The following is a 24,429-nucleotide window of genomic DNA, read 5'->3' as shown; positions in this document are numbered from 1 at the left end:
ACCGTCCCCGGACGGTGCGGGGCTTCTGCGTGTGCGGGCACTTGTCGGGCTGTGCCGTCAGCGGTGTGATCGGGTGCGGGCGCGGTGCGGATTGTGGATGCTGGAGCGGTGATGGACGAGACGGCATTCTGGCAGCTGATCGACGACGCCCGGGACGCGGCCGGGGGTGATCCGGACGAGCAGGCGCAGGCCCTGGTGGAGCGGCTGATGGGGCTGACGCCGGACGACGTGCTGGACTTCGCCCGGCAGTTCGAGGCGCGGTTCCAGCGGGCGTACACGGTGGAGCTGTGGGGCGCCGCGTACCTGCTGCTGGGCGGGGCCTCGGAGGACAGCTTCGACTACTTCCGTTGCTGGCTGATCGGCCAGGGCCGGGAGGTGTTCGAGGGCGGGGTGCACGATCCGGACCAACTCGCGGAGCTGCTGCCCGACTTCGACGACGAGGAGGACGGCGACGCGGAGGATCTCGGGTACGCCGCCGACGAGGCGTACGAGCGGCTGACGGGGCTGCCGCTGCCGGACCTGGGGGTGCGTCAGCCGCCCGCGCCGCAGGGCGTCCCGTTCGACTTCGCGGACAAGGCGGCGATGGCGGCCCGCTACCCGCGGCTGTGGGAGCTGTACGGGGACTGACGGCCCGTTGGGCGGGAGGGTGGCGGCCGCCCGGGTGCGGGGCCGCCACCGGGTCGGTGGTCAGTCGAGGGCGCGGCCCATCCAGACGTCGTCCACGTAGGCGCCGTCCAGCAGGAAGTGCTCGGGCAGCACGCCGAGCACCGCGAAGCCGTTGCGCTCGTACAGGCGGCGGGCGGGCGCGTTGTGGCCGAGCACCCGCAGGGTCATCCGGCGGGCGCCGACGGCGCGGGCGGCGTCGCAGGCGGCGGTGATCAGGGCGTCGCCGACGCCCCGGCCGCGGGCCTGCGGGAGCACCGCCAGGCCCTGGATCTGCCGGACGTGGGCGCTGGACTCCAGCGGGATCTCCTGCAGCTGGCGGATGTAGCCGACGATGTGGCCGTCGAGTTCGGCGAGCAGGTACTGCTCGGGCCGGTGCTGCTGGTCGAAGACCGGCGCGTCGGCGGCGCCCTTCGGGGCGACCTCGCTGAGCGTGGACCAGATGGCGTTGTCGATGGCGCGGATCGCCTGCTCGTCCTGCTCTGCGGCGGGTCGGATGATCGGATCGGTCGATGACATGGCGGCCATGCTAGGCGCTCCGCTGTGGATCTTGCCGGGAATTGTCGCCCCGTGAGCGGGCGGGCGGCCCGGCTGCCCGGGCGGGGCGGTAAGGGCTGCGAGGATGGCCGGTATGCGTATCGCGGTGACAGGTTCCACGGGGTTGATCGGGTCCGCGCTGGTGGACTCCTTGGTCGGGGACGGGCACGAGGTGCTGCGGCTGGTGCGGCGGCGCTCGCGCACCGGCCCGCAGCCGGACGGGACGGTCGGGGTGGGGTGGAACCCGCTCCTGATGCAGATCGACGGCGCCGCGCTGGAGGGCGTGGACGCGGTGGTGCACCTGGCCGGGGCGGGTGTCGGGGACCGGCGCTGGTCGGACGCCTACCGGCGGGAGATCCGGGACAGCCGGGTGCTCGGCACCGAGACACTGGCCACCGCGCTGGCCCGGCTGAAGTCCCCGCCGAAGGTGCTGGTCAGCGCGTCCGCGGTCGGCTGGTACGGGCAGACCGGGAACCAACTGATCGACGAACACGCGCCCAGCGGAAGCGACTTCCTGTCCGAGGTGTGCCAGGAGTGGGAGCGGGCCGCGCAGCCCGCCGCGGCCGCCGGGATCCGGGTGGTGCACCCGCGCACCGGGCTGGTGCTCGACCGGAAGGGCGGCGCGGGGGCCCGGCTGCTGCCGCTGTTCAAACTCGGGCTGGGCGGCCGGCTCGGCAACGGCAAGCAGTACTGGAGCCTGATCTCGCTGGCCGACGAGGTGGCCGCGCTGCGTTTCCTGATCGACCACCAGGACATCAGCGGCCCGGTCAACCTCGCCGGGCCCGAGCCCGTCACCAACGGCGAGCTGACCACGGAGCTGGCCCGGCAACTGCGGCGACCCGCGGTGTTCGCGGTACCGGAGTGGACCCTGCGCGCGGTGCTCGGGGAGATGGCCGTCGAGGTGGTCGGCAGTCACCGGGTGGTACCGAAAGCCCTGATGGAGGCGGGGTTCGAGTTCCGTGACCCGGATCTTTCGTCGATCGTGGCGGCGGCGCTCGGACGGCGCGGGCACTGACGGAACAGGGGGGCGCACGGGTGCATGGGGACGGCGCGTGGGGCGTGAACGGTGACCGTGCGCGCCCGCTCCCGCCCCGCGCGCCCCGTTTGACGCACGGTGGGTGACGGAGCCGCCCCGCCGTGCTCCCCCGCCAGTGAGATGAACCGATTGGGTGGCGGTCGGCGGTCTGGGTTGCCCGATGACGGGGCATCACCTCGACGGACCATGTTGTCCTCGCCCCCCGCAGCCCGCCCCGGCACCCACCCGCTCGCTCGCGGGCCCTGCCGCGCGCGGCGGCAGCGGAGGGCTCCGCCAGGGAGGGAGCACCCACTCGTGCCCGCACAAGACTTCATCAGTCGTGTCCATGCCACTGACCCCGACGCGATCGTGGTCGGCGCCGGCGTCGCCGGGCTGACCGCCGCCGCCGCGCTCACCGCCCAGGGCCTGCGCGTTCAGGTCCTGGAGGCCACCGAGCGCGTCGGCGGCCGCACGGCCACCCGGGAACTCGACGGCTTCCGCCTCGACCTCGGCGGCCACCTGCTGAACACCGCGTTCCCCGAACTCGGCCGCCACCTCGACGTGGACCGGCTGGACCTGCGTCCGCTCGCCCCCGGCGTCCTGGTGCACAGCAACGGCCGCACCTACCGGGTCGGCGACCCGCAGCTCACCCCCGCCCGGCAGGCCGCCACCCGCAGCCCGCTCGGCACCCCGCTGGACCGGGCCCGGCTGGCCGGCACACTGGCCCGGCTGGCCGCCACCCCCACCACCCGGCTGCTCACCCGTCAGGAGACCACCGCCGCCCGCGCCCTGGCCGACCGCGGCCTGCCCGGCCGCACCGTGGACGGCTTCCTGCGCCCGCTGCTCGCCGCACTGCTCTCCGACCCGGCACTCGGCACCTCCAGCCGGGTCGCCGACCTGGTCCTGCGCGACTACGCCCTCGGCCGGCTGTGCGTCCCCGCCGCCGGCATCGGCGCCGTCCCCGCCCAACTGGCCGCCGGACTGCCGGACGGCACACTGCGCCCGGGCGTGGACGTCACCTCGGTCGGCACGGACGGCGTGGAGACCGCCGCGCACGGCCCGATCCGGGCCCGCGCGGTGATCGTCGCCACCGACGCGGCCACCGCCACCACCCTGCTCCCCGGCCTCCGGCAGCCCGGGTTCCACCCCGTCACCACCTACTACCACGCCGCCAACCGCTCGCCGCTGGGCGAACCCGTGCTGCTGCTGGACGCCGAACGCACCGGCATCTCGTACTCCCTGGTGCTCAGCGACGCCGACCCGTCCTACGCGCCCGACGGCCGGGCCCTGATCGCCACCACCGTGCTCGGCCGCCGCGCCTTCGACTCCGGCGGCCCGGCCGGCGACGAACCCGTCGTCCGCCGCCGCCTGTCCGAGCTGTACGGCACCTCCACCGCCGCCTGGGAGTTCCTGACGGTCCGCCACGTCCCGGACGCGGTGGTCTCGATGCCGCCCCCGCACCACTTCCGCCGCTCCGTCCGCCTCCTGGCCGGCCTGTACGTCTGCGGCGACCACCGCGACACCGGCACCCTGACCGGCGCCATCGCCTCGGGCCGGCGGGCCGCGACGGCGCTCCTGAAGGACCTGGGGGTGCGCGTCGAGCCCGACGTGGCGGAGGTGGCCGCCTAGTCCCCACGACCGCCGACAGGCCGGCCACGCTCGAACGGGGCCGGCCTACCGGAGTCTACTGACGTCGAAATCCTCGCTGTCGCGCATCGGCGACCGGGGGCACCAGCTTCGTCCCCGCCTCGTCCGTCATCTGACCGAACGGCACCTGGCAGGGCTTCCCCGGACCGTAGAAGTCGTTGAAGGTGATGCTGACGACCCGCTCGTAGTCGACCACACCCTCGTCCTTCCAGCTCCCGCTGAAGCTCTGCGAACTCCCCGCGGGCGAAGATCCGCCGCCGCACAACGAGGGCAGGATCCGAACGTCCCCCAGGCTCCCGTCGGCGCGCAGTTCCATCGTCTCCTCCCCTACGGACCAGCGTCCGAGGAGGTCCTGCGGCATCTCTGAAACGGCGTCACTGGCAGCCTGGGTCCAGAGCACAACAGCCGTGGCGACCCCGAGCGCAGCAAGGTACGGAATCCACAGTTTGGAACCTCTGACCACTCGCACCGCCATACCGGAGGGCCCCCTTCGTGTCGTGGTGCGGCGGCGCCATGCAGGCCGCCGCACCACATTCGATCTACCGCTTACTTGGCATCCGGCAGGAAGTCGTCCCGCCTCGCGTAGTTCCCGCTCGCAATATAGTCCCTGGCCTGCTGCATGATGTAGTCCAAGGCCTTTTCGTTGCTCACGCCGCCTCGAAGTTCGATGGCCTCCCTGCCGATCAGCCTCCCGCGTTCGTTGTTGACCAGATCGGTCAGGTGATCGCGGTAGCTGTACTCGCGGAGGTCGGACGGCGGCCCATAGGCTTCATGGGCATCGGCCCACTCGACCGCGAGCCGTTCGCCCAGCTCGTAGGTCAGGCGTGCTTGCCACAGGGCATGACGGAACGAGTTGACCTTGTCGTTCGAATCAGGCTCGCCGGGATACTCCTGTTGCTGCATTTCATAGGCCCAGTCCGCTATTTCCGCCGCCTGGCCACAGCCCCCGTCGAAGCCGCTGAGGACGCACACTTCCTGCTCGGCGGGACTCGCTGACTTCTTGTCCTTGGGCCTCTCCCACTCGAAATGATCAAGCCATTCGGCATCGGGCACGTAGTAGAGAGCAGGATGGTCCCCGATGTAGCGCGGGTAGGGTGACCGGGCCGCGTACTCCTCCTCCAGTTGAAGGCCCTTGTTGCGGCGTGCGCGCGACATGTCACGCTGTTTCTGTTCCTCGCTCGGCGCACTGCCCACCCAGTTGCCCGGGTGCGGAACCTTGGCAGCGGCCTGGCAGGCAGCGTCACATTCCTGCCCGCTCGGGGTGTACTCTCCACCGTCGATGAGCGCCATGTTCATCAAACCGGTCGGGTCGCTGGACGAGACCGGGTTGTGGTTGCTGTAGCCATAACCGCCCATCTGCGTCGGGTCGGTGAGATCTATCAGCGGGTCCGGGCTGATGAACCGTCCGGTCCCCGGGTCGTACTCGCGGGCGCCCAGGTGGGTATAGCCGGTCGCGGTGTCAACGGTGCCTCCGACGAAGCCGCGTTCGCCAGGCCAGGCTGCCGGGGCAGCGCCGCGAAGCCCGCCGTACGGCAAGGACTTCTGGCGGTTGAAGGCCATGGTGGAAGCGTTGATCGAAAGATTGTTGGTCCCGTGCTGGTCGGCCAACAAGTACCGGACCTGGCCGTCGCCGCTGGTACGGACTGCGGTCGCCTGAGGGACCGTGTAGTAGCGGGTACCCTTCAGCGTCTTGCCGGCGATGTTGAGCGCCAACTCCTGGCCGCCCGGCAGATACAGCGTTGCCGTGCCCGGATCACGTCGGAGTACCCGGGTACCGTCGGCGTCGTAGACGTCCGAACTGGTGGTGGAGCCCGCCGTCGGCCCCGGGGTCGAGGTGGCCAGCCTGCCTTCCTGGTCCCAGGTCAGGCTCTGCTGGACGGTCCCATTTACGGTCTTCGACTTGAGGTTGCCATTGCTGTCGTACCCGTAGGCCGCAGTGCCGGTGGCACCGCCGGTGGTGGACACCTGGGTGACCGCGTGAGGACGGGCGGTGCCGGGGGCGGGGTAGGTGTAGCTCTGGACGGTGTCGGCGGTGATCGAGCCACCCTTGTGCCGGGTTTCCTTGGACCGGTTGCCCGCCGCGTCAAAGGTCCAGCTCAGCCAGTACGGGTCGATTGTGCCCAGGTTCGGCCCGCCGGCGCTGTCCGGGCTGGTGGCACAGCTGTCGCCGGAGGTCCATGCCTCGGTCAGGCGCCTGGACCAGTCGGTCTTGAAGCACTGCGTGTCGTTGACGGCGTTGTCGTTCTGCAGGTCCTGGATCCGGGTGATGTCTCCCGCCGGATTGTAGGTGTACGCCGCACTGGTCAGGATCTGTGGGCCGGCGGCCTCGCGGTCGTCCTTCACGGTCGTCAGGCGACGGGTCGGCTCGTCGTAGGTCAGTGTCCGAACGACCCTGCCGCCGATCGTGCCGAGCTGCGCCTGCAGGGTCTGCCCGAACTCCGAGTACTGCGCGCCGCCCAGGTAACTGATGCCCAGGGAGCTCGAGATCGAGCCCAGCTGCCCGTACTTGTCGTATCCGTTGGTCAGCATCTCGGCCGGTAGTGCCGACTCCGCGTCCTTGTTGGTGGTCGAGTACTCGATGGTCTTCGGCAGCCCGACGTTAGGGGTGTAGGTGTAGCCAAGGGTGTAATCGCCCGCGAGCTTCTCCTCGTTCGGCACACTTGGCACCGTGTAGGTCTGTCCGGTCGGCTTGCCCGAAGCGTCGTAACCCGTGACGGTGCTGGTGTACGCGTACGTCGCACCCCCGACCGTCCGGTAGCGGGTACTCGCCGCGGGGAGTCCGACACCGTTCTGCGCCGTGTCGTACGTCCACTCGACCAGGATCGGCCCTGAGACAGAACCGGAACGGAGTGTCTTCTTCCGGCCCATGGCGTCGTAGGTGTAGCCGACGACCGCCTGTTCGGTCGTTCCGACCGCAGTAGTCGTCGTAGCGAGGAAGCCATCCGCGCCGTAGCTCAAGTCCGTGGTGCCCTTGTCCGGGTCCACCGTGCGAGTCTTACGGCCGCGGAGGTCGTAGCCGTAGATCCAGTTGTTCTTCCCGGTCGCGTCGGTGACCTTCGCCAGGCGGCCTGCGGCGTCGAAGGTGTAGCCGAGCGACTCGAACTGGCTGCTCGCCGCGCCGATGGCCGGGTTGCTGTCCTTGTACTTGCGCAGCTCGACGGTACGGCCAAGTGCGTCGGTTCGGGAGAGCGTGGCGGTCCCGCCGGCGGGCGGCACGACTGAAGTCCAGTCACCGCCGTACGCGGTGGTGGTCCGCCACTTCTCCTCGTTCAGCGACTTGAGGACCGACGCCGTCGGCCGGGAGCGACCGTCGAACTCCGTCACGGTCTGCGACGGAACCTGGTTGTCCGCCACGGAGTACATCGTGGTGGTGGCTGCCAGCTTGTTCCAGTACGGGGCGTTGGTCTTCCAGGCGCGGCCATGGCTGTCGTAGAAGGTGTCCGCGATCGTCCGGCCGGTCTTCGGCGACTCGATCTGAGTCTGGCGTGACCGCAGAAACGAGTCCAGGATCTCGATGCTCGCCCCGTAGGAACCGCCCTCCAACAGCACCTTCGTGGTGACGGCCGTAGGGACGGTCGCCGAGATCGCGTAGGCGAACGTCGCGCTGGCCGGTCGGTCGGTTGCCCGTCCGGGGGCCCAGGTCGCGATCAACCGTCCTGCGGCGTCGTAGGAGTTGCTCTTGGCCCGACCCCCCGGATCGGTGGTGGAGAGTGTCAGGCCGCGCAGACCGTCGTAGGTGGTCGTCGTGATCCGGCTCGCCGGATCGGTGACCTTGACCGTGGTGGGCTGTTCTCCGTCGGCGGGGGTGTAGCCGGTGGTCGTGGTCTGGTTGTCCTCGCCGGTGACGGAGGTCGAACGGCCGTAGCGGTCGAAGGACGCGGCCTTCAGCGTGGTGTTCCACACCTCGGTCGAGCCGTTGTAGCGCTCCAGTTGTTCGGTCTTGGTGACGTATCCGCGTCCGAGGACCGGGGCCACGCCCACGGCTTGGTTGTCGTAGGAGGTTCGGGTCGCGCCGACCGCCGTCGATGGGGAGGCCGAGGTCGAGCAGGCCGTCGAATGGGTGGTCACCGAGGACGGGTAGTTGTTCAGCCAGTTGACGGAGTCGGTTGCGGTGTACTCGGTGCGGGTGCAGGCTTCGTCGCCGGTGACGGCGGTGTCCCCCTCGTCGCTCACCTCGGTCACCCGGCCGAACGCCGTGTCGTAGGTGCGGGTCAGCTTCGTCATCCGCCAGGTGGATCCGGAAATCAAGGTGCGGGTCTGCTCGCTCGACGTGCCCGAGAACCGGGCCTCGATGGCGGGGAGGTCTACGCCGGCCTGACCGTCCTTGCCCGACAGGCTCTTCGGGGTGGCGGTGGTCCGGGCACTGCCCTGCCAGGGCGTGCTGGCCGTCTCGGTAGCGACGGTGCCGTTGTCCTGGTCAAAGGTGGAGACCTTCGCCACCCGGCCCGCGTAGCCGTTGAGGTCGGCCATGCCGTTGACGCTGACCGACCGCTTGCCGCCACCCGGAAGGACATCGCCGTCCATGCCCCGGAAGTACTCGGTCTCGCTCAGCGTCTTGTTGACCGAGCCGACCCGGGTGCGGACCTTCGCGTAGCCGCGGAACTGGCCGTAGGTGCGGTTGGTGTCGAGTGTGAACTCCGAGTCGTCGCGGTGCCAGGCGGCGCCGCCGAGGTACTCGTAGGAGGTCACATTGGACTCGGAGCCCGAGCCGGCCGTGGTGTCGTCCTCGGTGACCGACTCGACCAGGTACTTGTGGAACCAGTCGAGGACCTGGGCCTGGCCCTCGGGGGTCCAGTAGGACGGGAAGCAGGCCTTGTCGTTCGACTCCGGGGCGGGGGTCGAGCCGTAGACGCACTCCTTCGGCCGGTAGGCGATCAGGGTGTCGCCGCCGGTCTCGTTGGTGATCTTGGTCAGGCGGTACTTGTGCATCGGCGGGCGGCCTTCGGCGCCGTCCACGCGGCTGTCGAAGGGCTCGCCGGTGAACTTCATCGGCTGGGGAAGCTTGACGTCGTCCAGCGCGCCGGCCTGGAAGGTCCGGTCGATCGAGGTGAGCCAGAGCGACGGGGTGGAGGAGTCGCCGGTCGGCGGCAGGCTGTGGGCCAGGGACCACTGGTCCACTGCGGTGAGCGTTCCGCCGAGGCGCGAGAAGGTGTTGATCGTCGTGAGCCGCTTGCGGGACCAGAACGTCGGGGAAGTGTTGGCGCAGGCGGAGTTGGCCGCGCAGTCCTGGTCGATGGGCACGTCCGGCCAGTCGGTGGCGTGCGCCTTGTCGAAGGTGGTGCAGGTGGTCAGGCAGCGTTCGGCGACCGTGAAGGTGACCTGCGCGGACGGCTTGGACGGCGCGCCGAGGTCGCCGCGCAGCCCGTAGTCGATCCGCTTCAGGTAACCGCCGCGGACATAGGAGACCGCGCCGGAGTCGGTCTTGCGGTTCTGCGCGTAGGCGTTGTTCTCGCGGTCGTAGTAGAACGCCATGGCGTTGCCGCGCACATCGACGGCGTAGTCGAGGTTCCAGCGCCACGCCTGGGTCTTCACGGAGTCGGCGAAGGCGCCGGCGTTGCCGGGCTCGCCGGCGTGGTTGCCGTAGACCGGCACCGTCCAGGCGGAGTTGGTGTCCTCGTTGGATTCCACCGGGATCGGCAGCTTGTTGCGGCCGAACCACCACTGGTTGCCGGAGGTGTCGGTGACCTTCCAGTACTCGTTGTCGTCGTCACCGTTGCCGATCGCCTCGCCACGGATCCGTTCGATCCGCGAGCCGTCGTCGGCCGCGGGGCGCCACGTCCGGTCGTCGACCTTGACCAGCGGCGTGGAGGTGCCGTTCAGCGACATGGTCGCGTTGTCGGACTTCCAGCACAGGTCGCCGGTCTTCGTGGAGTTGTTGCCCTGGTACTGGTCGTTGGCGCAGCCGGTGTAGCTGCGTTCGATGAAACCGGGGTTGTAGTCCCAGCCCTCGCCGATCCAGGACACCTGGTTGTTCGTCGAGGCCGTCCGGCCGTCGGTGCTCGCCGAGCTGTAGCCCAGCCCGACATTGGGTGCGAAGCCGCCCGGGACGGCCGGGACGCTGATCGGGTAACTCCAGTTGAAGCCACCGGTGTTGCCGGTCTGCGACCAGGAGCCGGTGGTCGCCAGCGAGGTGGCCTTGTAGTCGCCCATCGGGCCGGACGCCGCCGTGTCGGCGGTCGTCGCCAGCACGGTGGGCGCGAACCCGGCCTGCCCCGAAGGCGCCGCGGCCGCCTCGACCTTCGCGGTCAGCGTCCCCGCCACCGGGTCGTTCACCGTCGGCAGGGCGGTGCGGGTACGGCACTCCGCTTTCTCCGGCGTCGTCAGCGCGCAGGCCGGCAGGCTGACCAGCGTCAGGCGCGAGGCGGCATCTGCGGAGAAGGCACCCTTGAACTGCCCGTAGTCCACCGAGACGGTGACCGGGGCTGCCGAAGTGGACGCGTCGTCGCGCCGGATGCCCAGCAACAGGCCTTCCACTCCGACCCGTTGAGCGGCCGAATGGTCCGCCACCTGGACGGACACCGCGTTCGGCGCTCCGTGGTCGGAAGCTGCCGCGACCTTGACCGGGGTGCCCTCGGCCTGCCGGGACGACTTACCGGCATTCGCGAGGTCGACCCGGGCGGTCGCCCCCTTCGGCCAGCTCACCTCACCGGGCTTCCAGTTCGCCGAACTCGGCGATGCACCGGATTTGGGCTGGACGCCCAGGTCCTGGCCGTTCACCGAGGTCGGCTGCTGAACGGGCCGCACCTCGAATCCGGGCAGGCCCGCCGCAGCCGCCACCGGAGCCGAAAGCAGGCCCACCACCAGTGCGGTCGCGGTCACGCCGGCGACAGTGGTCCGCCTTCGTGACAACTCCCCCGCCATATCTGATCTTGACCTTCTGTCTCGCACCTGGTCCCACCCCTCATCGCGCGATCACCGGAGATTCCCGCGCGTCCGATTGCCGTTGAATTCACGCCGGGCCGTCCTGCGGCTCACACGCCGCTCCCCACTCGCCCTGCCCCGATCGATCCCCGTGCGAGTGGAGCCGCCGGCTCCATCTGCCTGGACGGGAAAGGGCCGTTCGTCCACGTCGGCTTCCTCGCCCCGCCGACGCGAGGACGAGAACGAAATGCAGGTTTTCCCTACACTTGATGCAGATTTGACCCACGCTCCCCCGAACCTGAACCCCCATCCACGCAAATTCCTGCGAGATCCTCCACCCGGAGCTCCCTCACCGGCAAGGGAGGTGTGAGGTAGCGCACACTTTACCGAGTCCGTTTACTGACGTTTCGCCAGCGAACGCCCCACCATTTTGAGCGAACAACAAATGCCGTAAACGTTGTTGACGCCCAGTGAGGCCTGGTTCCGCCCTTCCGGTCTCGCTACCATCCCCCGGCATGGCCGACACGGATCGAGGGGGGTCCTTCACATGAGCACTGCACCTGGACGCGAGTCGAGACGGCACCGTCTCCTCGCGATCCTCACCACCAGCGCGCTACTGACCACGCCGCTGATCGCCACCGGCATCGCCGCCGCCGACACCGGGACCGCGACCGCCGCTCCCGCCCCGTCGCCGGAGGCCCGGGCGTCCGCGGAGGCGAAGAAGACCGGCAAAACGGTCGAAGTCACCGAGCTGCTCGACGAGTTCACCGAGACACTCGCGAACCCGGACGGGACCTTCACCCGCCGCAGCCACGTCGAGCCCGTCCGGGCCAAGGTGGGGGGAACCTGGCGCACTCCGGACGCCACGCTGGCGCGGGCCGGCGACGGAAGGGTCGCACCCGTTGCCCCGACCTTCCCGATCACCTTCTCCGGCGGCGGCACAACTCCGCTGGCCACCATGACCCGTGACGGTCACACCATGTCGGTCGGCTGGCCCACCGCCCTGCCGGCCCCGACGCTGTCCGGGAACACCGCCCTGTACCCGGAGGTGCTGCCGGGCGTGGACCTGAAGGTCCTCGCGAATGTCGACGGCTTCGCCGAGCACCTGATCGTCAAGACCCGCCAGGCCGCGGCCAATCCCGCGCTGGCCGAACTCAGGCTCCTCACCGAGACCGACGGCCTGTCACTGGAGAGCGCCGAGGACGGCGGCATCAAGGCGAAGGCCAAGGACGGCAGCACCGTCTTCCAGGCCCCGGCACCCACCATGTGGGACACCCCGACGAGCACCGAACCCGCCAAGGCAGCAGCGCGGGGCGGCCAGGAACCCGCCGCGCTGCCGGTGAAGTCCGCCCGTCTCGGCGTGAAGCTCGGCCAGGGCGAGATCCGGCTCACCCCCGACCGCGGCCTGCTCACCGCGGCCGACGCACAGTTCCCGCTGGTGATCGACCCGGTGTTCACCGGAGGTTCCCGGCAGAAGTGGTCGTTCACCGCGTCCTCGTACCCGAACAGCGCGTTCGTGTCCGGCAGCGGCTGGACGTCGAACAACCCGACCGACGAGTTCCGGGTCGGCTACTCGGGCGACTCCAAGCACCAGAGCTTCTTCACCATCGACACCAACGGGCTCGGCGGCGCCCAGATCCTCACCGCCACACTCCAGACCGTCGAGACCCACTCGTGGGGCTGCAGCGCGTCGGACGCCGGCAACACCGAACTGTGGGTGGTCGGCGGCTGGGACCACGATCCGACCTGGAACAACCCGCTCCCCCGGATCAACAAGGTCGCCGCCGACAGCTTCGCGGGCGGCAACCCGGACTACTGCCCCGACGACCTCGGCCACGACTTCGTCTCCGACGGACTGAAGGCCGCCGTCCAGCAGATGGCCGACTGGAACGCCTCCTCGCTCACCCTCAGCCTCGCCGCGGAAAGCGGCAAGGAAGGCAGCACCTCCAGCTACAAGCGGTTCAGGAACAACCCGCACCTCGAGATCACCTACAACCGCACCCCCGTGGTCAACGAGTACGGCGCCTTCGAAGGCACCTGGAGCCCGGGCGGCGCGGGGAACAAGCCCGTGGCGTGCGAGCGCGACCCCGCGAAGCCGGCCGTCATCGGCAACAACGACCTCACCCTCACCGCGCGCGTCTCCGACCCCGACGGCACCAGCACCAACGCCTACTACCGGGTCTGGAAGGAAGGCTGGTCCTGGTACCACGACCAGGACGAGACGGTCGGCAACGGCAGCTGGTCCTCCCGCAGCTGGCCCACCTCCGAGTTCGAGGAGAACACCCTCTACCGCTGGGGAATCGCCGCCCGCGACGGCATCACCCAGTCCGGCTACGTGCCCGGCGACCCGTACTGCGCGTTCAAGGTCGACCGCACCGCACCGACCGCCCCCATCGTCACCCCGGCCGACGGCGTCCCGCTCTCCACCCCGCTGACCGCCCGCAAGCCGCGGACCCTCACCCTCACCTCCTCGGACGCCAACTTCGCCGGCTTCTGCTGGATCCTGAACCGCCCGCTGAGCACCTCCAACACCCGCTGCCAGCAGGGAACCTGGGTGGACGCCCCGAGCGGAACCGCGACCATCACCGTGCTGCAGACCCAGTGGCCCAGCAACGAACTGCACGTCGCCGCGTACGACAAGGCCGGCAACCGCAGCACCGTGGACGGCACCGACAACCCCGGCGGCGGCGCCAACTGGACCATCAAGACCGCCCCGCCCGAGTTCGTCCGGGAGGCCGGAACCACCGGTGACTGGAACGTCCTCACCGAGGCCGAGCACGACGTGCCCGGCGACATGGACGGCGACGGCTACGCCGACCTGGCCACCGTGTACGCCAACGGCGACCTGTGGATCTACCCCGGCAACGGCGCGGGCGGCTTCGGCACCCGCACCTTCGGCGTCAACAACCTGGCCGGCGCCCTGATCACCCACCGCGGCGACTTCATCGGCGCCGCCTCCCTCACTGCCGGCGCCGACGGCTACGAGGACATGATCGCGCGCGAGAGCAGCGGCAGGATGTTCATCTACGGCGGCGACGGCGCAGGACACCTGCGGTACGAGGCCAAGTTCCAGCTCGTCCACCCGACCAAGGCCGACTGGTCGGCCGCCACCCAGATCCTCGCCCCCGGCAACATCGACGGGAAACCCGGCAACGACCTGCTGGTGACCGAGGACGGCAAGCTGTGGCTCTACAGCGGCAAGGTCCTGGCCGACGGCCGCACACCCAACCACACGGCGCCGCTCGACCTGGCAGGCGGCCGCGTGATCAGCGCCGGCGTCCCGTGGAACATGTACACCGCCGGCGCCCCCGGCGACCTCACCGGCGACGGCACCCCGGACATCCTCGCCAAGGACAACCGCGACGGCACCGTGTGGCTGTTCCCCGGACAGGTCACCGCCGGCACGTACGGCCTGGCCGCACCCCAGCGGTGGGGCACCGGCGACCTCCAGCAGCGCCCCCAGTTCGCGGTCGCCGGGAACACCGCCGGCACCGTGACGACCGTGGCCGCCTTCAAGGACGCCAACGACAACGGCGTCGAGGACCCGGGCGAGGGCTACACCTACCGGCGCTTCACCCCGAACGCGACCCAGGCGACCGCGTTCTGGGCCGGCACCCCCGCCGACTCGGCCGCCGTCACCTACCGCGACACGGCCGGCGCGGACAAGTCCACCACCTGCCCCACCGGCTGCACGCTGTTCTACACCGGCAACGCGAGCGGCTTCACCACCCCGCCGCGGCTGGCCCAGACCTCCGCGGTCGACCGGCAACTGTTCGAAAGCGCCTCCAACGGGCCGCTGCCCGCCACCGTCACCGGCGCACTGCGCTCCGCCAGTGAGGCCGTACTGACCCCCGGCACCACGCTCAAGCCGGGCGCCTCGGTGGCCTCCGGCCGAATCCGGCTGACCATGCAGACCGACGGCAACCTGGTGCTCTACTACCTGTTCGACGGCAAGCCGATCTGGAACACCGGCACCGCCGGTCACCCCGGCGCCACCGCCACCATGCAGGCCGACGGCAACCTGGTGATCACGGACGCCAACGGCACCACCCTCAACTCCTCCCAGACCAGCGGCAACAACGGCGCCTACGCCAAGGTCCAGAGCGACTGCAACTTCGTCGTCTACAACACCGCCGGCACAGCGATCTGGAGCTCCAACACGTACAACCCGACCGCACTCTGACCCCTCGAACGCCGAATCCGGGCCGCCGCCTCCGCACCTCGCGGGAGCGGCGGCCCGTGGCATGCCGGGTCAGATCACCCCCGCCTGCCGGGTGGCCTCCTCGAAGGCGCGCGCCGCGGGCGTGGTGCGGTACGGGGCCAGGCGGCGGTGGAAGTCGCGGAGGTATTCGACGGTGCGGGCGGAGCGCATCTCGCCGGCTGCGCGGAGACTGTCGGTGGCCATGGAGCAGGACTCGTCGACGTCTCCCATGCCGAGACGGGCGGAGGCGAGGACGAGGCGGCAGAGGATGCGGCTGCGGGCGTACGCGGGGGCGCGCAGGCGCAGGGACTTCTCGGCGTGCTGGGCGGCGGGGCGCCACTGCTGGAGGTCGCGGTAGCAGTGGGCGAACTCGTCGGCGAGCTGGGCGTCGTCGAAGTAGCGGGCCCAGGACGGGACTTCGTCGCCGCTGCGGGCGGTGGCCAGGGCCCGTTCGCAGCGGACCAGGGCGGTGGTGCAGGCCCGCACGTCGCCGGCCAGGGCGTGGCCGCGGGCCTCGGCGGCGTGCATCAGGGCCTGGACGACGGGTGCGGCGGTGGTGCCGACGCCCTGCTGGGCGACCCGGGCGAGCTGGATGGCCTCCCGGGCGTGCCCGAGGTGGACGGCCTGCTGGCTCATGGTGGTGAGGACGTAGCCGCCGAGGATCCGGTCCCCGGCCGCCTGGGAGAGCCGCAGCGCCTGCACGAAGTAGCGCTGGGCGAGGCCGTGCGCGGCGATGTCGAAGGACGTCCAGCCGGCCAGCCTGGTCAGGTCGGCGACGGCGCCGAACAGGGCGCGGCCGATCTGTTCGCCGTAGCGGCCGCGGAGCATCGGCTCGGCCTCGCTCTCCAGGTAGCGGACCAGCGCCTGCCGGGCGTGGCCGCCGCCGTAGGCGTGGTCGAGGGCCCGGAAGAGGTCTCCGACGGCGCGGATGGCGGCGATGTCGCCGCGGCCGACCCGGACCGGGGGCCGGGCCTCCCTGGGGTCCGCGGTGGGTTCGAGGGTGCCGCCGGTGGGGCGGCGGGCGCCCTGCTGGGGGACGCGGGCGGTGGCGCCCGGCGGGGGTGTGCGCAGTTCCTCGGCGCTGAGGGTGGTGCCGTCCCGGGCGACGCGTTCGTCGGTGCGGCCGATCAGCCAGTCGCGGCTGGGGACGACCAGTCCGGCGGGGGTGAAGGCGATCTTTCGCAGTTCGGCGTAGGGGCCGTTGTCCTTGCGCCACATGGAGGCGACGATGTCGACGGCCTCCTGCGGGGTCTCGGCGAACTCCAGCCCCGCGTAGACCGGGGCGCAGGCGTCCAGGCCGACGTCCTGGGCGGTGAGGCGGCGGCCGAGGCGTCGGGTGAAGACCTCGGCGATCAGCGCCGGGGTGGCACCGCGCGGCTGCTGGCCGCGCAGCCAGCGCGTCACGGAGGTCTTGTCATACCGCAGGTCGAGGCCGTGCTCCAGGCCGAGCTGGTCGACCCGGCGGGCGAGGCCGGCGTGCGAGAAGCCGGACTCCTCGATGAGTGCCGCGAGTTGGGGGTTCTGAGCGCGCCCGCCGGACGGTGCGTCGGCCGGCTCGGCGGCGCGCGGAGGGGTCTCGGCCGCTCCGGTTTGGCGCGGGTCGAGCGGGTCGAGCGATCGGTACGCCGGGCTGTCGATTACGGGCCGTTGGGGCATAGCAGTCCACACCTCTCAGGCGCCGTTCCGGCCCCTCCTGCCCGGGACAGCGCCCCCTGATCGGGAATCGGCGCGAATGTAGCGAGCATTGGGGCGCTATGGGTGGATTCAGCCCGTCGATCCTCCGAACGGGTGAACCAGGCCCGCCCGTTCTGAGGAAGCCCGGGTGCCGCGTGTTTGAGTTCGAGGGCCGTTGCCCGCGTTCGGACGGCATGGCGGACAGCACCATGCAGGACGGGGATGCTGTGGTGTTCGCCCACATCGTTGTGGGGGCCGCGGATTCCTACCGTTCTCGGCCATGGACACCACTTCTGCCCCCCTCCCCCAGCCCTCGCTGCTCGGCCGCACCGCGCTGGTCACCGGCGCCGCTTCCGGCATCGGCAGGGCCTGTGCGGAGGCGTTCGCCGCGGCCGGCGCGCGCGTGTACGTCGTCGACCTGGCCGCCGCGCCCGCCGAGGAGCTGGCGGAGCGGATCGGCGGGGTCGCGCACGTGACCGACCTGTCCGACCCGGACGCGGTGGAGGCGCTGCCCACCGACGCGGACATCGTGGTCAACAACGCCGGCCTGCAGCACGTCGCGCCGGTGCACGAGTTCCCGATGGAGCGGTTCACGCTGATCCAGCGGGTCATGGTGGAAGCCCCGTTCCGGATCCTGCGCCGCACCCTGCCGCACATGTACGAGCGCGGGTGGGGCCGGGTGATCAACGTCTCCTCGGTGCACGGCCTGCGCGCCAGCGCCTTCAAGTCGGCGTACGTGACGGCCAAGCACGCGCTGGAGGGTCTGAGCAAGACGGTCGCGCTGGAGGGCGCCCCGTACGGGGTGACCAGCAACTGCATCAACCCGGCGTACGTGCGCACCGCGCTGGTGGAGAAGCAGATCGCCGCGCAGGCCCTGGCGCACGGCATCCACGAGGACGAGGTGGTGGAGCAGATCATGCTCGACCGCACCGCCGTGAAGCGGCTGATCGAACCGGAGGAGGTGGCGCAGCTGGCGGTGTGGCTGTGCTCGCCGAGCGCCTCCTACATCACCGGCGCGAGCCTGCCGGTGGACGGCGGCTGGACCGCGCACTGAGTCCGGCCGCAGCGGGCCGATAGGGTCCCTGACACTCCCTCACCCCCACCTCTGCAAGGGAATCCATGATGGCTGCCTCTCCCGACGTCGCGAGACCCGCCTCCCTGCCCCGGGTGGTCGCCGCCTCGCTGATCGGCACCACGATCGAGTGGTACGACTACTTCTTGTACGGATCGGCGGCGGCGCTGGTCTTCGGGCACGTGTTCTTCCCGAAGTCGGATCCGCTGACGGGCACTCTGCTGTCCTTCCTCACCTACGCGATCGGATTCGCCGCCCGGCCGCTGGGCGCGCTGGTGTTCGGGCACTTCGGCGACCGGATCGGCCGCAAGAAGCTGCTGGTGCTGTCCCTGCTGCTGATGGGCGGCGCGACCACCCTGATCGGCTGCCTGCCGACGTACAACCAGATCGGCGTGGCGGCGCCGGTGCTGTTGACGGTGCTGCGGCTGGTGCAGGGCTTCGCGCTGGGCGGCGAGTGGGGCGGGGCGGTGCTGCTGGTCTCCGAGCACGGCGACCAGCGGCGGCGCGGCTTCTGGGCGTCCTGGCCGCAGGGCGGCGCGCCGGCGGGCAACCTGCTGGCGGCCGGAGTGCTGTCGCTGATGACGGCCGTCCAGTCGGACGCGGCGTTCCTGGCCTGGGGCTGGCGGGTGCCGTTCCTGCTGTCCGCGGTGCTGGTGATGGTGGGTCTGTGGATCCGGCTGGCGGTGGACGAGTCGCCGCTGTTCAAGGCGGCGCTGGCGGCCGCCGAGCAGCGGGCCGAGAAGCAGAAGCCGCCGCTGGTGGCGGTGCTGCGCGACCACTGGCGGGACGTGCTGGTGGCGATGGGCGCCCGGATGGCGGAGAACATCTCGTACTACGTGATGACCACCTTCGTCCTGGCGTACGCCGTCGGCCACACCCACCTGCCCAAGCAGACCGCGCTGAACGCCGTACTGATCGGCTCGGCGATCCAGTTCGCGCTGATCCCGCTGTTCGGGGCGCTCTCCGACCGGGTCGGCCGCAAGCCGGTCTACCTGGTCGGCGCGGTCGGCGTCGGCATCTGGGCCTTCGTGTTCTTCGGCATGGTCGACACGAAGAACTTCACCGCGCTGGTCACCGCCATCACCGTCGGCCTGTTCTTCCACAGCATGATGTACGCCCCGCAGGCCGCGTTCTTCGCCGAACTGTTCGCCACCCGCACCCGCTACTCCGGCGCGTCCATCGGCGCCCAGTTCTCCTCCGTCGCGGCCGGCGCCCCCGCCCCGCTGATCGCCACCGCGCTGCTCAAGGACTACGACAGCGCCACCCCGATCGCCGTGTACGTGGCGATCGCCGCCGCGATCACCGTCCTCGCGGTGCTGTGCGGCCGGGAGACCCGCGGCACCGACCTCGCCGAAGGGGACGACGCTCGGGTGGACTCCGTGAAGGCCGCCACGACGGCCTGAGCACTTCCGACAAAATCAGGGCCGCGTCACCGGGCACCCGCCCGGCGGCGCGGCCCCGGCCCGTCCGGGGCCTGTCCGGTCGGCAAGATCGGCCGGACAGGCCCCCGTGCGACGGGCCGCGGGCAACGGGGGCCACGGGGGGCACGAGTGACAGGGAAGACCGAATGGACCGCCACACCACCGCCGCACCGGCGCTGCGCCGACTCCTCGACCTGCTGGCGACCGGCGCCGCCACCGAGGACTTCGGCGAAGTCCTCGCCGACGCCCGTCGGCAGGGCGCACCCGCCCAGGTCCTGACCGAGATCGACGACGCCACCTGGCAGGCCCTGCGGGTGCACCGGACGATGCGTCAGCACCGCCGCCGCGAAGCCGAACTGACGGCGCTGTTCGACACCGCCGGCGATCTCGCCGCCTCCCGCGACCTCGACGCCGTGCTGCAGGCCATCGTCCGCCGCGCCCGGATGCTGCTCGGCACCGACACCGCCTACCTCACCCTCCCCGACGAGCGGGCCGGCGACACCTACATGCGGGTCACCGACGGCTCCGTCTCGCCGATCTTCCAGACCCTGCGGCTCAGCCTCGGCGACGGCCTCGGCGGCCTGGTCGCGCAGACCGCCCGCCCCTACGCCAGCCACGACTACCGCATCGACGAACGCTTCCGGCACACCGGCCAGATCGACGCCGGCGTGCTCGACGAGGGCCTGGTCGCCATCATCGGTGTCCCCCTGCTGCTCGGCGGCACCGTGATCGGCGTGCTGTTCGCCGCCGACCGCACCCCGCGCACCTTCTCCCCCGACGAGGTCGCGCTGCTGTGCACCCTCGCCGCGCACGCCGCGATCGCCCTGGACACCGCCAAGTCGCTGGCCGACACCCGCGCCGCGCTCGCCGAACTCGCCACCGCCAACGCCGTCATCCGCGCCCACGCGGGCTCCGTCCAGCGCGCCGAACAGGCCCACGACCGGCTCACCGACCTCGTACTGCGCGGCGCGGAGGTCGCCGACGTGGCCGCCGAGGTCGCCGCGCTGCTCGACGGCGAGGCCTCCGTCCACGACGCGGAGGGCGCCCCGCTCACCGGCCCCGGCGGCGCCCTCGACGGCCTCTCCGACGCCGTCGCCTCCTCCCGCACCGAGGGCCACGCCGTGCGGCACGGCGCGGACTGGGTGTGCGCGGTGCTGGCCGGCCAGGAACTGCTCGGCTCGCTCGTGCTGCACGGCAGACCCGAGCTGAATGACGCCGACCGGCGGGTGTTCGAACGAGCGAGCGTCGTCACCGCGCTGCTGCTCCTGCTGCGGCGCTCGGTCGCCGAGACCGAGAACCGCGTCCGCGGCGAGCTGCTGGCCGACCTGCTCACCGCCCCCGACCGCGACCCGGCCGGCCTCACCGCCCGCGGCCGCCGCCTCGGCGTGGACCTGGGCCGCCCGCACCTGGTGCTGGTCGCGGTCGCCGCGGACGTCCATGCCCGGGAACGGCTGGCCGGGGCCGCGGCCCGGTACCTGTTCGGCTCGCGCGGCATCAGCGCCGAGTTCGGCGACGGCGTGGTGCTGCTCGTCCCGCACGACGGCACCGGCGACGGCGCGGTCGCCGCCCTCGCCGCGGAGCGGCTGGCCCGGCTGGTCGGGGTGCCCGTCACCGTCGGCACCGGCCGCGCCGCGAGCGGGCCCGGCCCGCTGGCCGCGGCCTACGCGGAGGGGGTGCGGTGCGTCCGGGCCCTGCGGGTGCTCGGCCGCGAGGGGGACGGCGCGTGCGCGACCGACCTCGGCTTCCTCGGCGTCCTGCTCGGCGACGGCCACGACGTCGAGGGCTTCGTCCGCGCGACCCTCGGCCCGCTGCTCGACTACGACGCCAAGCGCGGCACCGAACTGGTCCGCACCCTGCGGGCCTACTTCGACTGCGGCGGGAGCCTGACCCGGGCCAAGGACCTGCTGCACGTCCACGTGAACACGGTCGTCCAGCGGCTGGACCGGGTCGAGGTGCTGCTCGGCCGCGACTGGAACCAGCCGGAACGGGCGCTGGAGCTGCAGCTCGCGCTGCGGCTGCTGCTGCTGGCCGGGGAGTAGAAGAGCGCACGTCTGCAAGGTCGCGTCCACGTGCACGTCATTGTCGTGCGTCGCGATCCTGCCGACGTTCGTCCTCCGCTTCGCGCGGTTCTCCCCCAGCCCCAGGGGGCCGGGAGGTGCCCCCCACGCGCTCCTTGCTTCAGTCGTACAGTTACCAGGTTGGGCTGAGCCGGCCGGCAGGGCAGGAGCGTGTGGTGAGCGAGAACGTGCAGTTCGTGCGGATGGGGATAGGCGAACGGACCGTCCCCTACCAGGAGGCGTGGGCGGAGCAGCAGCGACTGCACGCCTTGCGCGTCGCGGACGAGATTCCGGACACGGTGCTGCTGCTGGAGCACGACCCGGTGTACACGATGGGCAAGCGCACCAACCCGGAGGACCTGCCGCTGGACGGGACGCCGGTGGTGGAGGTGAATCGCGGCGGGGAGATCACCTGGCACGGCCCGGGCCAGCTGGTGGGGTACCCGATCGTGAAGCTGCCGGACCCGATCGACGTGGTGGCGTACGTGCGGCGGCTGGAGGAGGCGCTGATCCGGGCGTGCACCGAGTTCGGGGTGGAGACCACCCGGATCGAGGGCCGCAGCGGGGTGTGGAAGCTCGGCGCGGAGATCCCGGGCGCGGTGGTGGACCCGTCGCAGGTGGTGGAGATCGGCAAGCTGACGCTGCGGATGGGCCTGCCGCTGGGCATCGACCCACGCCTCGCGGGCCCCGAGTACGCCCCCTCCAACGCGGGCCAGCGCGGCGACGACCGCAAGCTCGCGGCGATCGGCGTGCGGGTGGCGCGCGGCGTGACCATGCACGGCTTCGCGCTGAACTGCGACCCGGACATGACGTACTTCGACAAGATCGTCCCGTGCGGCATCCGGGACGCCGGGGTGGCCTCGCTGAGCGGCGAGCTCGCCCGTCCGTTCGCGGTGCGGGACGCGGTGGGAACGGTGGAGCGCACGCTGCGCGAGGTGTTCGCCGAACTGCCCGAGCCGGCCGTCAAGGTCTGATCCCCACGGGACCGGGAATCGGCGCGCCGCGCCCGGTGTTGCCTTCCGAACGAAGGCCCGGGGCCCGGAGCAGGCCACCGAAGCAACGGCGTACCCTTTGGGGTACCCCGTCTAGTTCTAGGAGTCGCACGTGTCCGCTGTCGCACCCGACGGCAGGAAGCTTCTCCGCCTGGAGGTCCGCAACAGCGAGACCCCCATCGAGCGGAAGCCCGAGTGGATCAAGACCAGGGCGAAGATGGGGCCTGAGTACAACGCCCTGCACTCCCTGGTGAAGAAGGAAGGGCTGCACACGGTCTGCCAGGAGGCGGGCTGCCCCAACATCTTCGAGTGCTGGGAAGACCGCGAGGCGACCTTCCTGATCGGCGGCGACCAGTGCACCCGCCGCTGCGACTTCTGCCAGATCGACACCGGCAAGCCCGCCGAGTTCGACCGGGACGAGCCGCGCCGGGTCGCCGAGTCCATCGTCACCATGGACCTGAACTACGCCACCATCACCGGCGTCGCCCGCGACGACCTGGAGGACGGCGGCGCGTGGCTGTACGCGGAGACCGTCCGCCAGGTGCACGCGATGACGGCGGCCCGCGAGGCCGGCCGTACCGGCGTCGAGCTGCTGATCCCCGACTTCAACGCGGTGCCGGAGCAGCTCGCCGAGGTGTTCTCGTCCCGTCCCGAGGTGCTCGCACACAACGTCGAGACGGTGCCCCGGATCTTCAAGCGGATTCGCCCGGCGTTCCGCTACGAGCGCTCGCTGGACGTCATCACCCAGGCCCGGGCGGCCGGGCTGGTCACCAAGTCCAACCTGATCCTGGGCATGGGCGAGACCCGCGAGGAGGTCAGCGAGGCGCTGGCCGACCTGGTCGACGCCGGCTGCGAGCTGATCACCATCACCCAGTACCTGCGGCCCTCGCTGCGCCACCACCCGGTGGAGCGCTGGGTGAAGCCGCAGGAGTTCGTCGAGCTTCAGCAGGAGGCCGAGGAGCTGGGCTTCGCCGGTGTGATGTCCGGCCCGCTGGTGCGTTCCTCGTACCGGGCCGGTCGGCTGTACCGGCAGGCGCTGGAACGTCGCGAGCAGGCGGCGGTCTGAGCCGGTAGTCGCTTTTTCCGGTAGTCGCTTTGAAGGGCGGGCCCGATCGGGCCCGCCCTTCGGCGTTCGGGGAGCTGCCCGGGCGTGCCCTCCGGCGTTCGGGGAGCTGTCCGGGCTAACCGCCGACGTTTCACGTGGCATTGACGGTCGGGTCACCGTACGGTAACGGGCGTCCGGGACGCTGAAGCGGTACCCGGGTCGAGGAGTTGGTGTGGTCATGCGTACCGGACTCAGGACCGCCCTGCGGCGGGCCGAACAGCTGTTGCTGATCCGCGGCGCGCGCCGCAACGCGTGGGCGGCGGTGTGCGAGAACCGCCGGCTGGCGGGCGAGCGCGAGCAGCCCGAACGGGTGCCCGAACGCAGCGCGTGAACCGCTGGTGACGTCGGGGTCGTGTTCGGGAAAGTCCAGGGTCACGGAACCGGCACCGCTTGGATGATCGCCACCCATGCCACGTACCATGAGCGGTATGGCGAGGCAAAAATCCGATACTCCTGGGCGGCTCGCACAGATCCGCCAGGCATATGTCATGACCAAGCAGGTCGACTCCAAGATCGGCCTGATCATCGCCGGCGTCGGCCTGCTGACCTTCGGCGTGTTCCTCGCCATCGGCTTCGCCCTGGACCACCCGGTCTACCTGGGCATTCTCGGTTTCGTGGTGGCGGTGCTGGCGGTCGCGATCGTGTTCGGCCGCCGCGCCGAGCGGGCCGCGTTCGGGCAGATGGAGGGCCAGCCGGGCGCGGTCGCCGCGGTGCTGGGCAACATCCGCCGCGGCTGGAGCGCCAACCAGACCCCGGTCGCGGTCACCCGCAGCCAGGACGCGGTCTACCGCGCGGTCGGCCGGGCCGGCATCGCGCTGATCGGTGAGGGCAACCCGAACCGGGTGCGTCCGCTGCTGGCGTCCGAGAAGAAGAAGATGTCCCGCGTCGTCGGCGACGTGCCGGTGCACGACATCATGGTCGGCAACGGCGAGGACCAGATCCCGCTGAAGAAGCTGCAGATCCACCTGATGCGGCTGCCGCGGGCGATCACCGCCGCCCAGGTCACCGAGACCAACGACCGGCTGCGGGCGCTCGGCGACCTGCTGTCGAAGGCGCCGATCCCCAAGGGCCCGATGCCGAAGGGCGCCCGGATGCCCAAGGGCGGCGCGCGCTAAGCAGCCACTCCCCCCGTAGGACACCACGGCCCCGCTCGCGAGATTCCTCTCCGCGAGCGGGGCCGTTCG

The 24,429-nt window shown here is 71.1% G+C and carries 15 protein-coding genes; 11 read left to right on the top strand and 4 right to left on the bottom strand.

The annotated features are described in order from the left end of the window. Window positions 1-111 precede the first annotated feature (111 nt). Window positions 112-627 carry a DUF4240 domain-containing protein gene (locus tag ACZ6R9_RS29525; RefSeq protein ID WP_380481178.1) on the top strand — a complete coding sequence of 172 codons (516 nt, stop codon included), beginning with the start codon at window positions 112-114 and terminating at the stop codon, window positions 625-627. A gap of 60 nt (window positions 628-687) precedes the next feature. Here ACZ6R9_RS29525 and ACZ6R9_RS29520 read toward each other — a convergent pair whose 3' ends face one another. Beyond that, entirely contained in the window at window positions 688-1,191 is a 504-nt protein-coding gene (locus tag ACZ6R9_RS29520) for a GNAT family N-acetyltransferase (RefSeq protein WP_465541526.1), read from the bottom strand. A gap of 94 nt (window positions 1,192-1,285) precedes the next feature. Here ACZ6R9_RS29520 and ACZ6R9_RS29515 point away from each other — a divergent pair, with 94 nt between their 5' ends. Together ACZ6R9_RS29515 and ACZ6R9_RS29510 are read left to right on the top strand one after the other, a co-directional pair. Beyond that, window positions 1,286-2,215: a TIGR01777 family oxidoreductase gene (locus tag ACZ6R9_RS29515; protein WP_380481183.1), complete on the top strand. Its 930-nt coding sequence runs from the start codon at window positions 1,286-1,288 to the stop codon at window positions 2,213-2,215. Window positions 2,216-2,530: 315 nt separating this feature from the next. After that, a complete protein-coding gene (locus tag ACZ6R9_RS29510; RefSeq protein WP_465541524.1) occupies window positions 2,531-3,844 on the top strand; it encodes an FAD-dependent oxidoreductase in 1,314 nt (437 codons plus the stop codon). Window positions 3,845-3,899: 55 nt separating this feature from the next. On the opposite strand, the gene ACZ6R9_RS29505 is transcribed toward ACZ6R9_RS29510, so the two are convergent. After that, the gene (locus tag ACZ6R9_RS29505; protein ID WP_465541522.1) at window positions 3,900-4,223 is read right to left on the bottom strand and encodes a hypothetical protein; all 324 of its coding nucleotides are present in this window, start codon (window positions 4,221-4,223) and stop codon (window positions 3,900-3,902) included. Window positions 4,224-4,408: 185 nt separating this feature from the next. Then, on the bottom strand, window positions 4,409-10,681 hold the full coding sequence (locus ACZ6R9_RS29500; RefSeq protein WP_465541520.1) for an RHS repeat domain-containing protein: 6,273 nt from the start codon (window positions 10,679-10,681) through the stop codon (window positions 4,409-4,411). A 589-nt stretch (window positions 10,682-11,270) separates the two neighbouring features. Here ACZ6R9_RS29500 and ACZ6R9_RS29495 point away from each other — a divergent pair. After that, the gene (locus tag ACZ6R9_RS29495; RefSeq protein ID WP_465541518.1) at window positions 11,271-14,906 is read left to right on the top strand and encodes a hypothetical protein; all 3,636 of its coding nucleotides are present in this window, start codon (window positions 11,271-11,273) and stop codon (window positions 14,904-14,906) included. Window positions 14,907-14,975: 69 nt separating this feature from the next. On the opposite strand, the gene ACZ6R9_RS29490 is transcribed toward ACZ6R9_RS29495, so the two are convergent. Beyond that, a complete protein-coding gene (locus tag ACZ6R9_RS29490) occupies window positions 14,976-16,580 on the bottom strand; it encodes a regulator (RefSeq protein WP_380481196.1) in 1,605 nt (534 codons plus the stop codon). A 298-nt stretch (window positions 16,581-16,878) separates the two neighbouring features. Here ACZ6R9_RS29490 and ACZ6R9_RS29485 point away from each other — a divergent pair, with 298 nt between their 5' ends. From ACZ6R9_RS29485 to ACZ6R9_RS29455, 7 genes are all read left to right on the top strand, one after another. Next, window positions 16,879-17,652, top strand: a complete 774-nt coding sequence (locus tag ACZ6R9_RS29485; RefSeq protein ID WP_380481198.1) for a 3-hydroxybutyrate dehydrogenase — start codon at window positions 16,879-16,881, stop codon at window positions 17,650-17,652. A gap of 65 nt (window positions 17,653-17,717) precedes the next feature. Further along, window positions 17,718-19,073 carry an MFS transporter gene (locus ACZ6R9_RS29480; protein WP_380481201.1) on the top strand — a complete coding sequence of 452 codons (1,356 nt, stop codon included), beginning with the start codon at window positions 17,718-17,720 and terminating at the stop codon, window positions 19,071-19,073. A gap of 164 nt (window positions 19,074-19,237) precedes the next feature. Next, complete coding sequence (locus ACZ6R9_RS29475) at window positions 19,238-21,130, top strand: helix-turn-helix domain-containing protein (protein WP_465541515.1); 1,893 nt, start codon at window positions 19,238-19,240, stop codon at window positions 21,128-21,130. 221 nt (window positions 21,131-21,351) lie between these two features. Then, complete coding sequence (gene lipB, locus ACZ6R9_RS29470; RefSeq protein WP_380481542.1) at window positions 21,352-22,122, top strand: lipoyl(octanoyl) transferase LipB; 771 nt, start codon at window positions 21,352-21,354, stop codon at window positions 22,120-22,122. A gap of 130 nt (window positions 22,123-22,252) precedes the next feature. Beyond that, complete coding sequence (gene lipA / locus ACZ6R9_RS29465) at window positions 22,253-23,206, top strand: lipoyl synthase (protein WP_380481206.1); 954 nt, start codon at window positions 22,253-22,255, stop codon at window positions 23,204-23,206. A 217-nt stretch (window positions 23,207-23,423) separates the two neighbouring features. Beyond that, entirely contained in the window at window positions 23,424-23,576 is a 153-nt protein-coding gene (locus ACZ6R9_RS29460; RefSeq protein WP_380481209.1) for a hypothetical protein, read from the top strand. 97 nt (window positions 23,577-23,673) lie between these two features. After that, window positions 23,674-24,360, top strand: a complete 687-nt coding sequence (locus tag ACZ6R9_RS29455; protein ID WP_380481211.1) for a DUF4191 domain-containing protein — start codon at window positions 23,674-23,676, stop codon at window positions 24,358-24,360. The last annotated feature ends 69 nt before the right edge of the window (window positions 24,361-24,429 follow it).

This window comes from Kitasatospora sp. NPDC048662 (assembly GCF_055587065.1).
The sequence above is the reverse complement of the archived record's forward strand: the minus strand, read 5'-3'. Positions and strand labels throughout refer to the sequence as shown.

Excerpts from the sequence above, each read along its gene's own strand:
- ACZ6R9_RS29505 (WP_465541522.1), bottom strand. The coding sequence starts at position 4,223 with ATGCCGCAGGACCTCCTCGGACGCTGGTCCGTAGGGGAGGAGACGATG.
- ACZ6R9_RS29480 (WP_380481201.1), top strand. The coding sequence starts at position 17,718 with ATGATGGCTGCCTCTCCCGACGTCGCGAGACCCGCCTCCCTGCCCCGG.
- ACZ6R9_RS29525 (WP_380481178.1), top strand. The coding sequence starts at position 112 with ATGGACGAGACGGCATTCTGGCAGCTGATCGACGACGCCCGGGACGCG.
- ACZ6R9_RS29495 (WP_465541518.1), top strand. The coding sequence starts at position 11,271 with ATGAGCACTGCACCTGGACGCGAGTCGAGACGGCACCGTCTCCTCGCG.
- ACZ6R9_RS29515 (WP_380481183.1), top strand. The coding sequence starts at position 1,286 with ATGGCCGGTATGCGTATCGCGGTGACAGGTTCCACGGGGTTGATCGGG.
- ACZ6R9_RS29520 (WP_465541526.1), bottom strand. The coding sequence starts at position 1,191 with ATGGCCGCCATGTCATCGACCGATCCGATCATCCGACCCGCCGCAGAG.
- ACZ6R9_RS29485 (WP_380481198.1), top strand. The coding sequence starts at position 16,879 with ATGGACACCACTTCTGCCCCCCTCCCCCAGCCCTCGCTGCTCGGCCGC.
- ACZ6R9_RS29455 (WP_380481211.1), top strand. The coding sequence starts at position 23,674 with ATGGCGAGGCAAAAATCCGATACTCCTGGGCGGCTCGCACAGATCCGC.
- ACZ6R9_RS29490 (WP_380481196.1), bottom strand. The coding sequence starts at position 16,580 with ATGCCCCAACGGCCCGTAATCGACAGCCCGGCGTACCGATCGCTCGAC.
- ACZ6R9_RS29460 (WP_380481209.1), top strand. The coding sequence starts at position 23,424 with ATGCGTACCGGACTCAGGACCGCCCTGCGGCGGGCCGAACAGCTGTTG.
- lipB (WP_380481542.1), top strand. The coding sequence starts at position 21,352 with ATGGGGATAGGCGAACGGACCGTCCCCTACCAGGAGGCGTGGGCGGAG.
- ACZ6R9_RS29475 (WP_465541515.1), top strand. The coding sequence starts at position 19,238 with ATGGACCGCCACACCACCGCCGCACCGGCGCTGCGCCGACTCCTCGAC.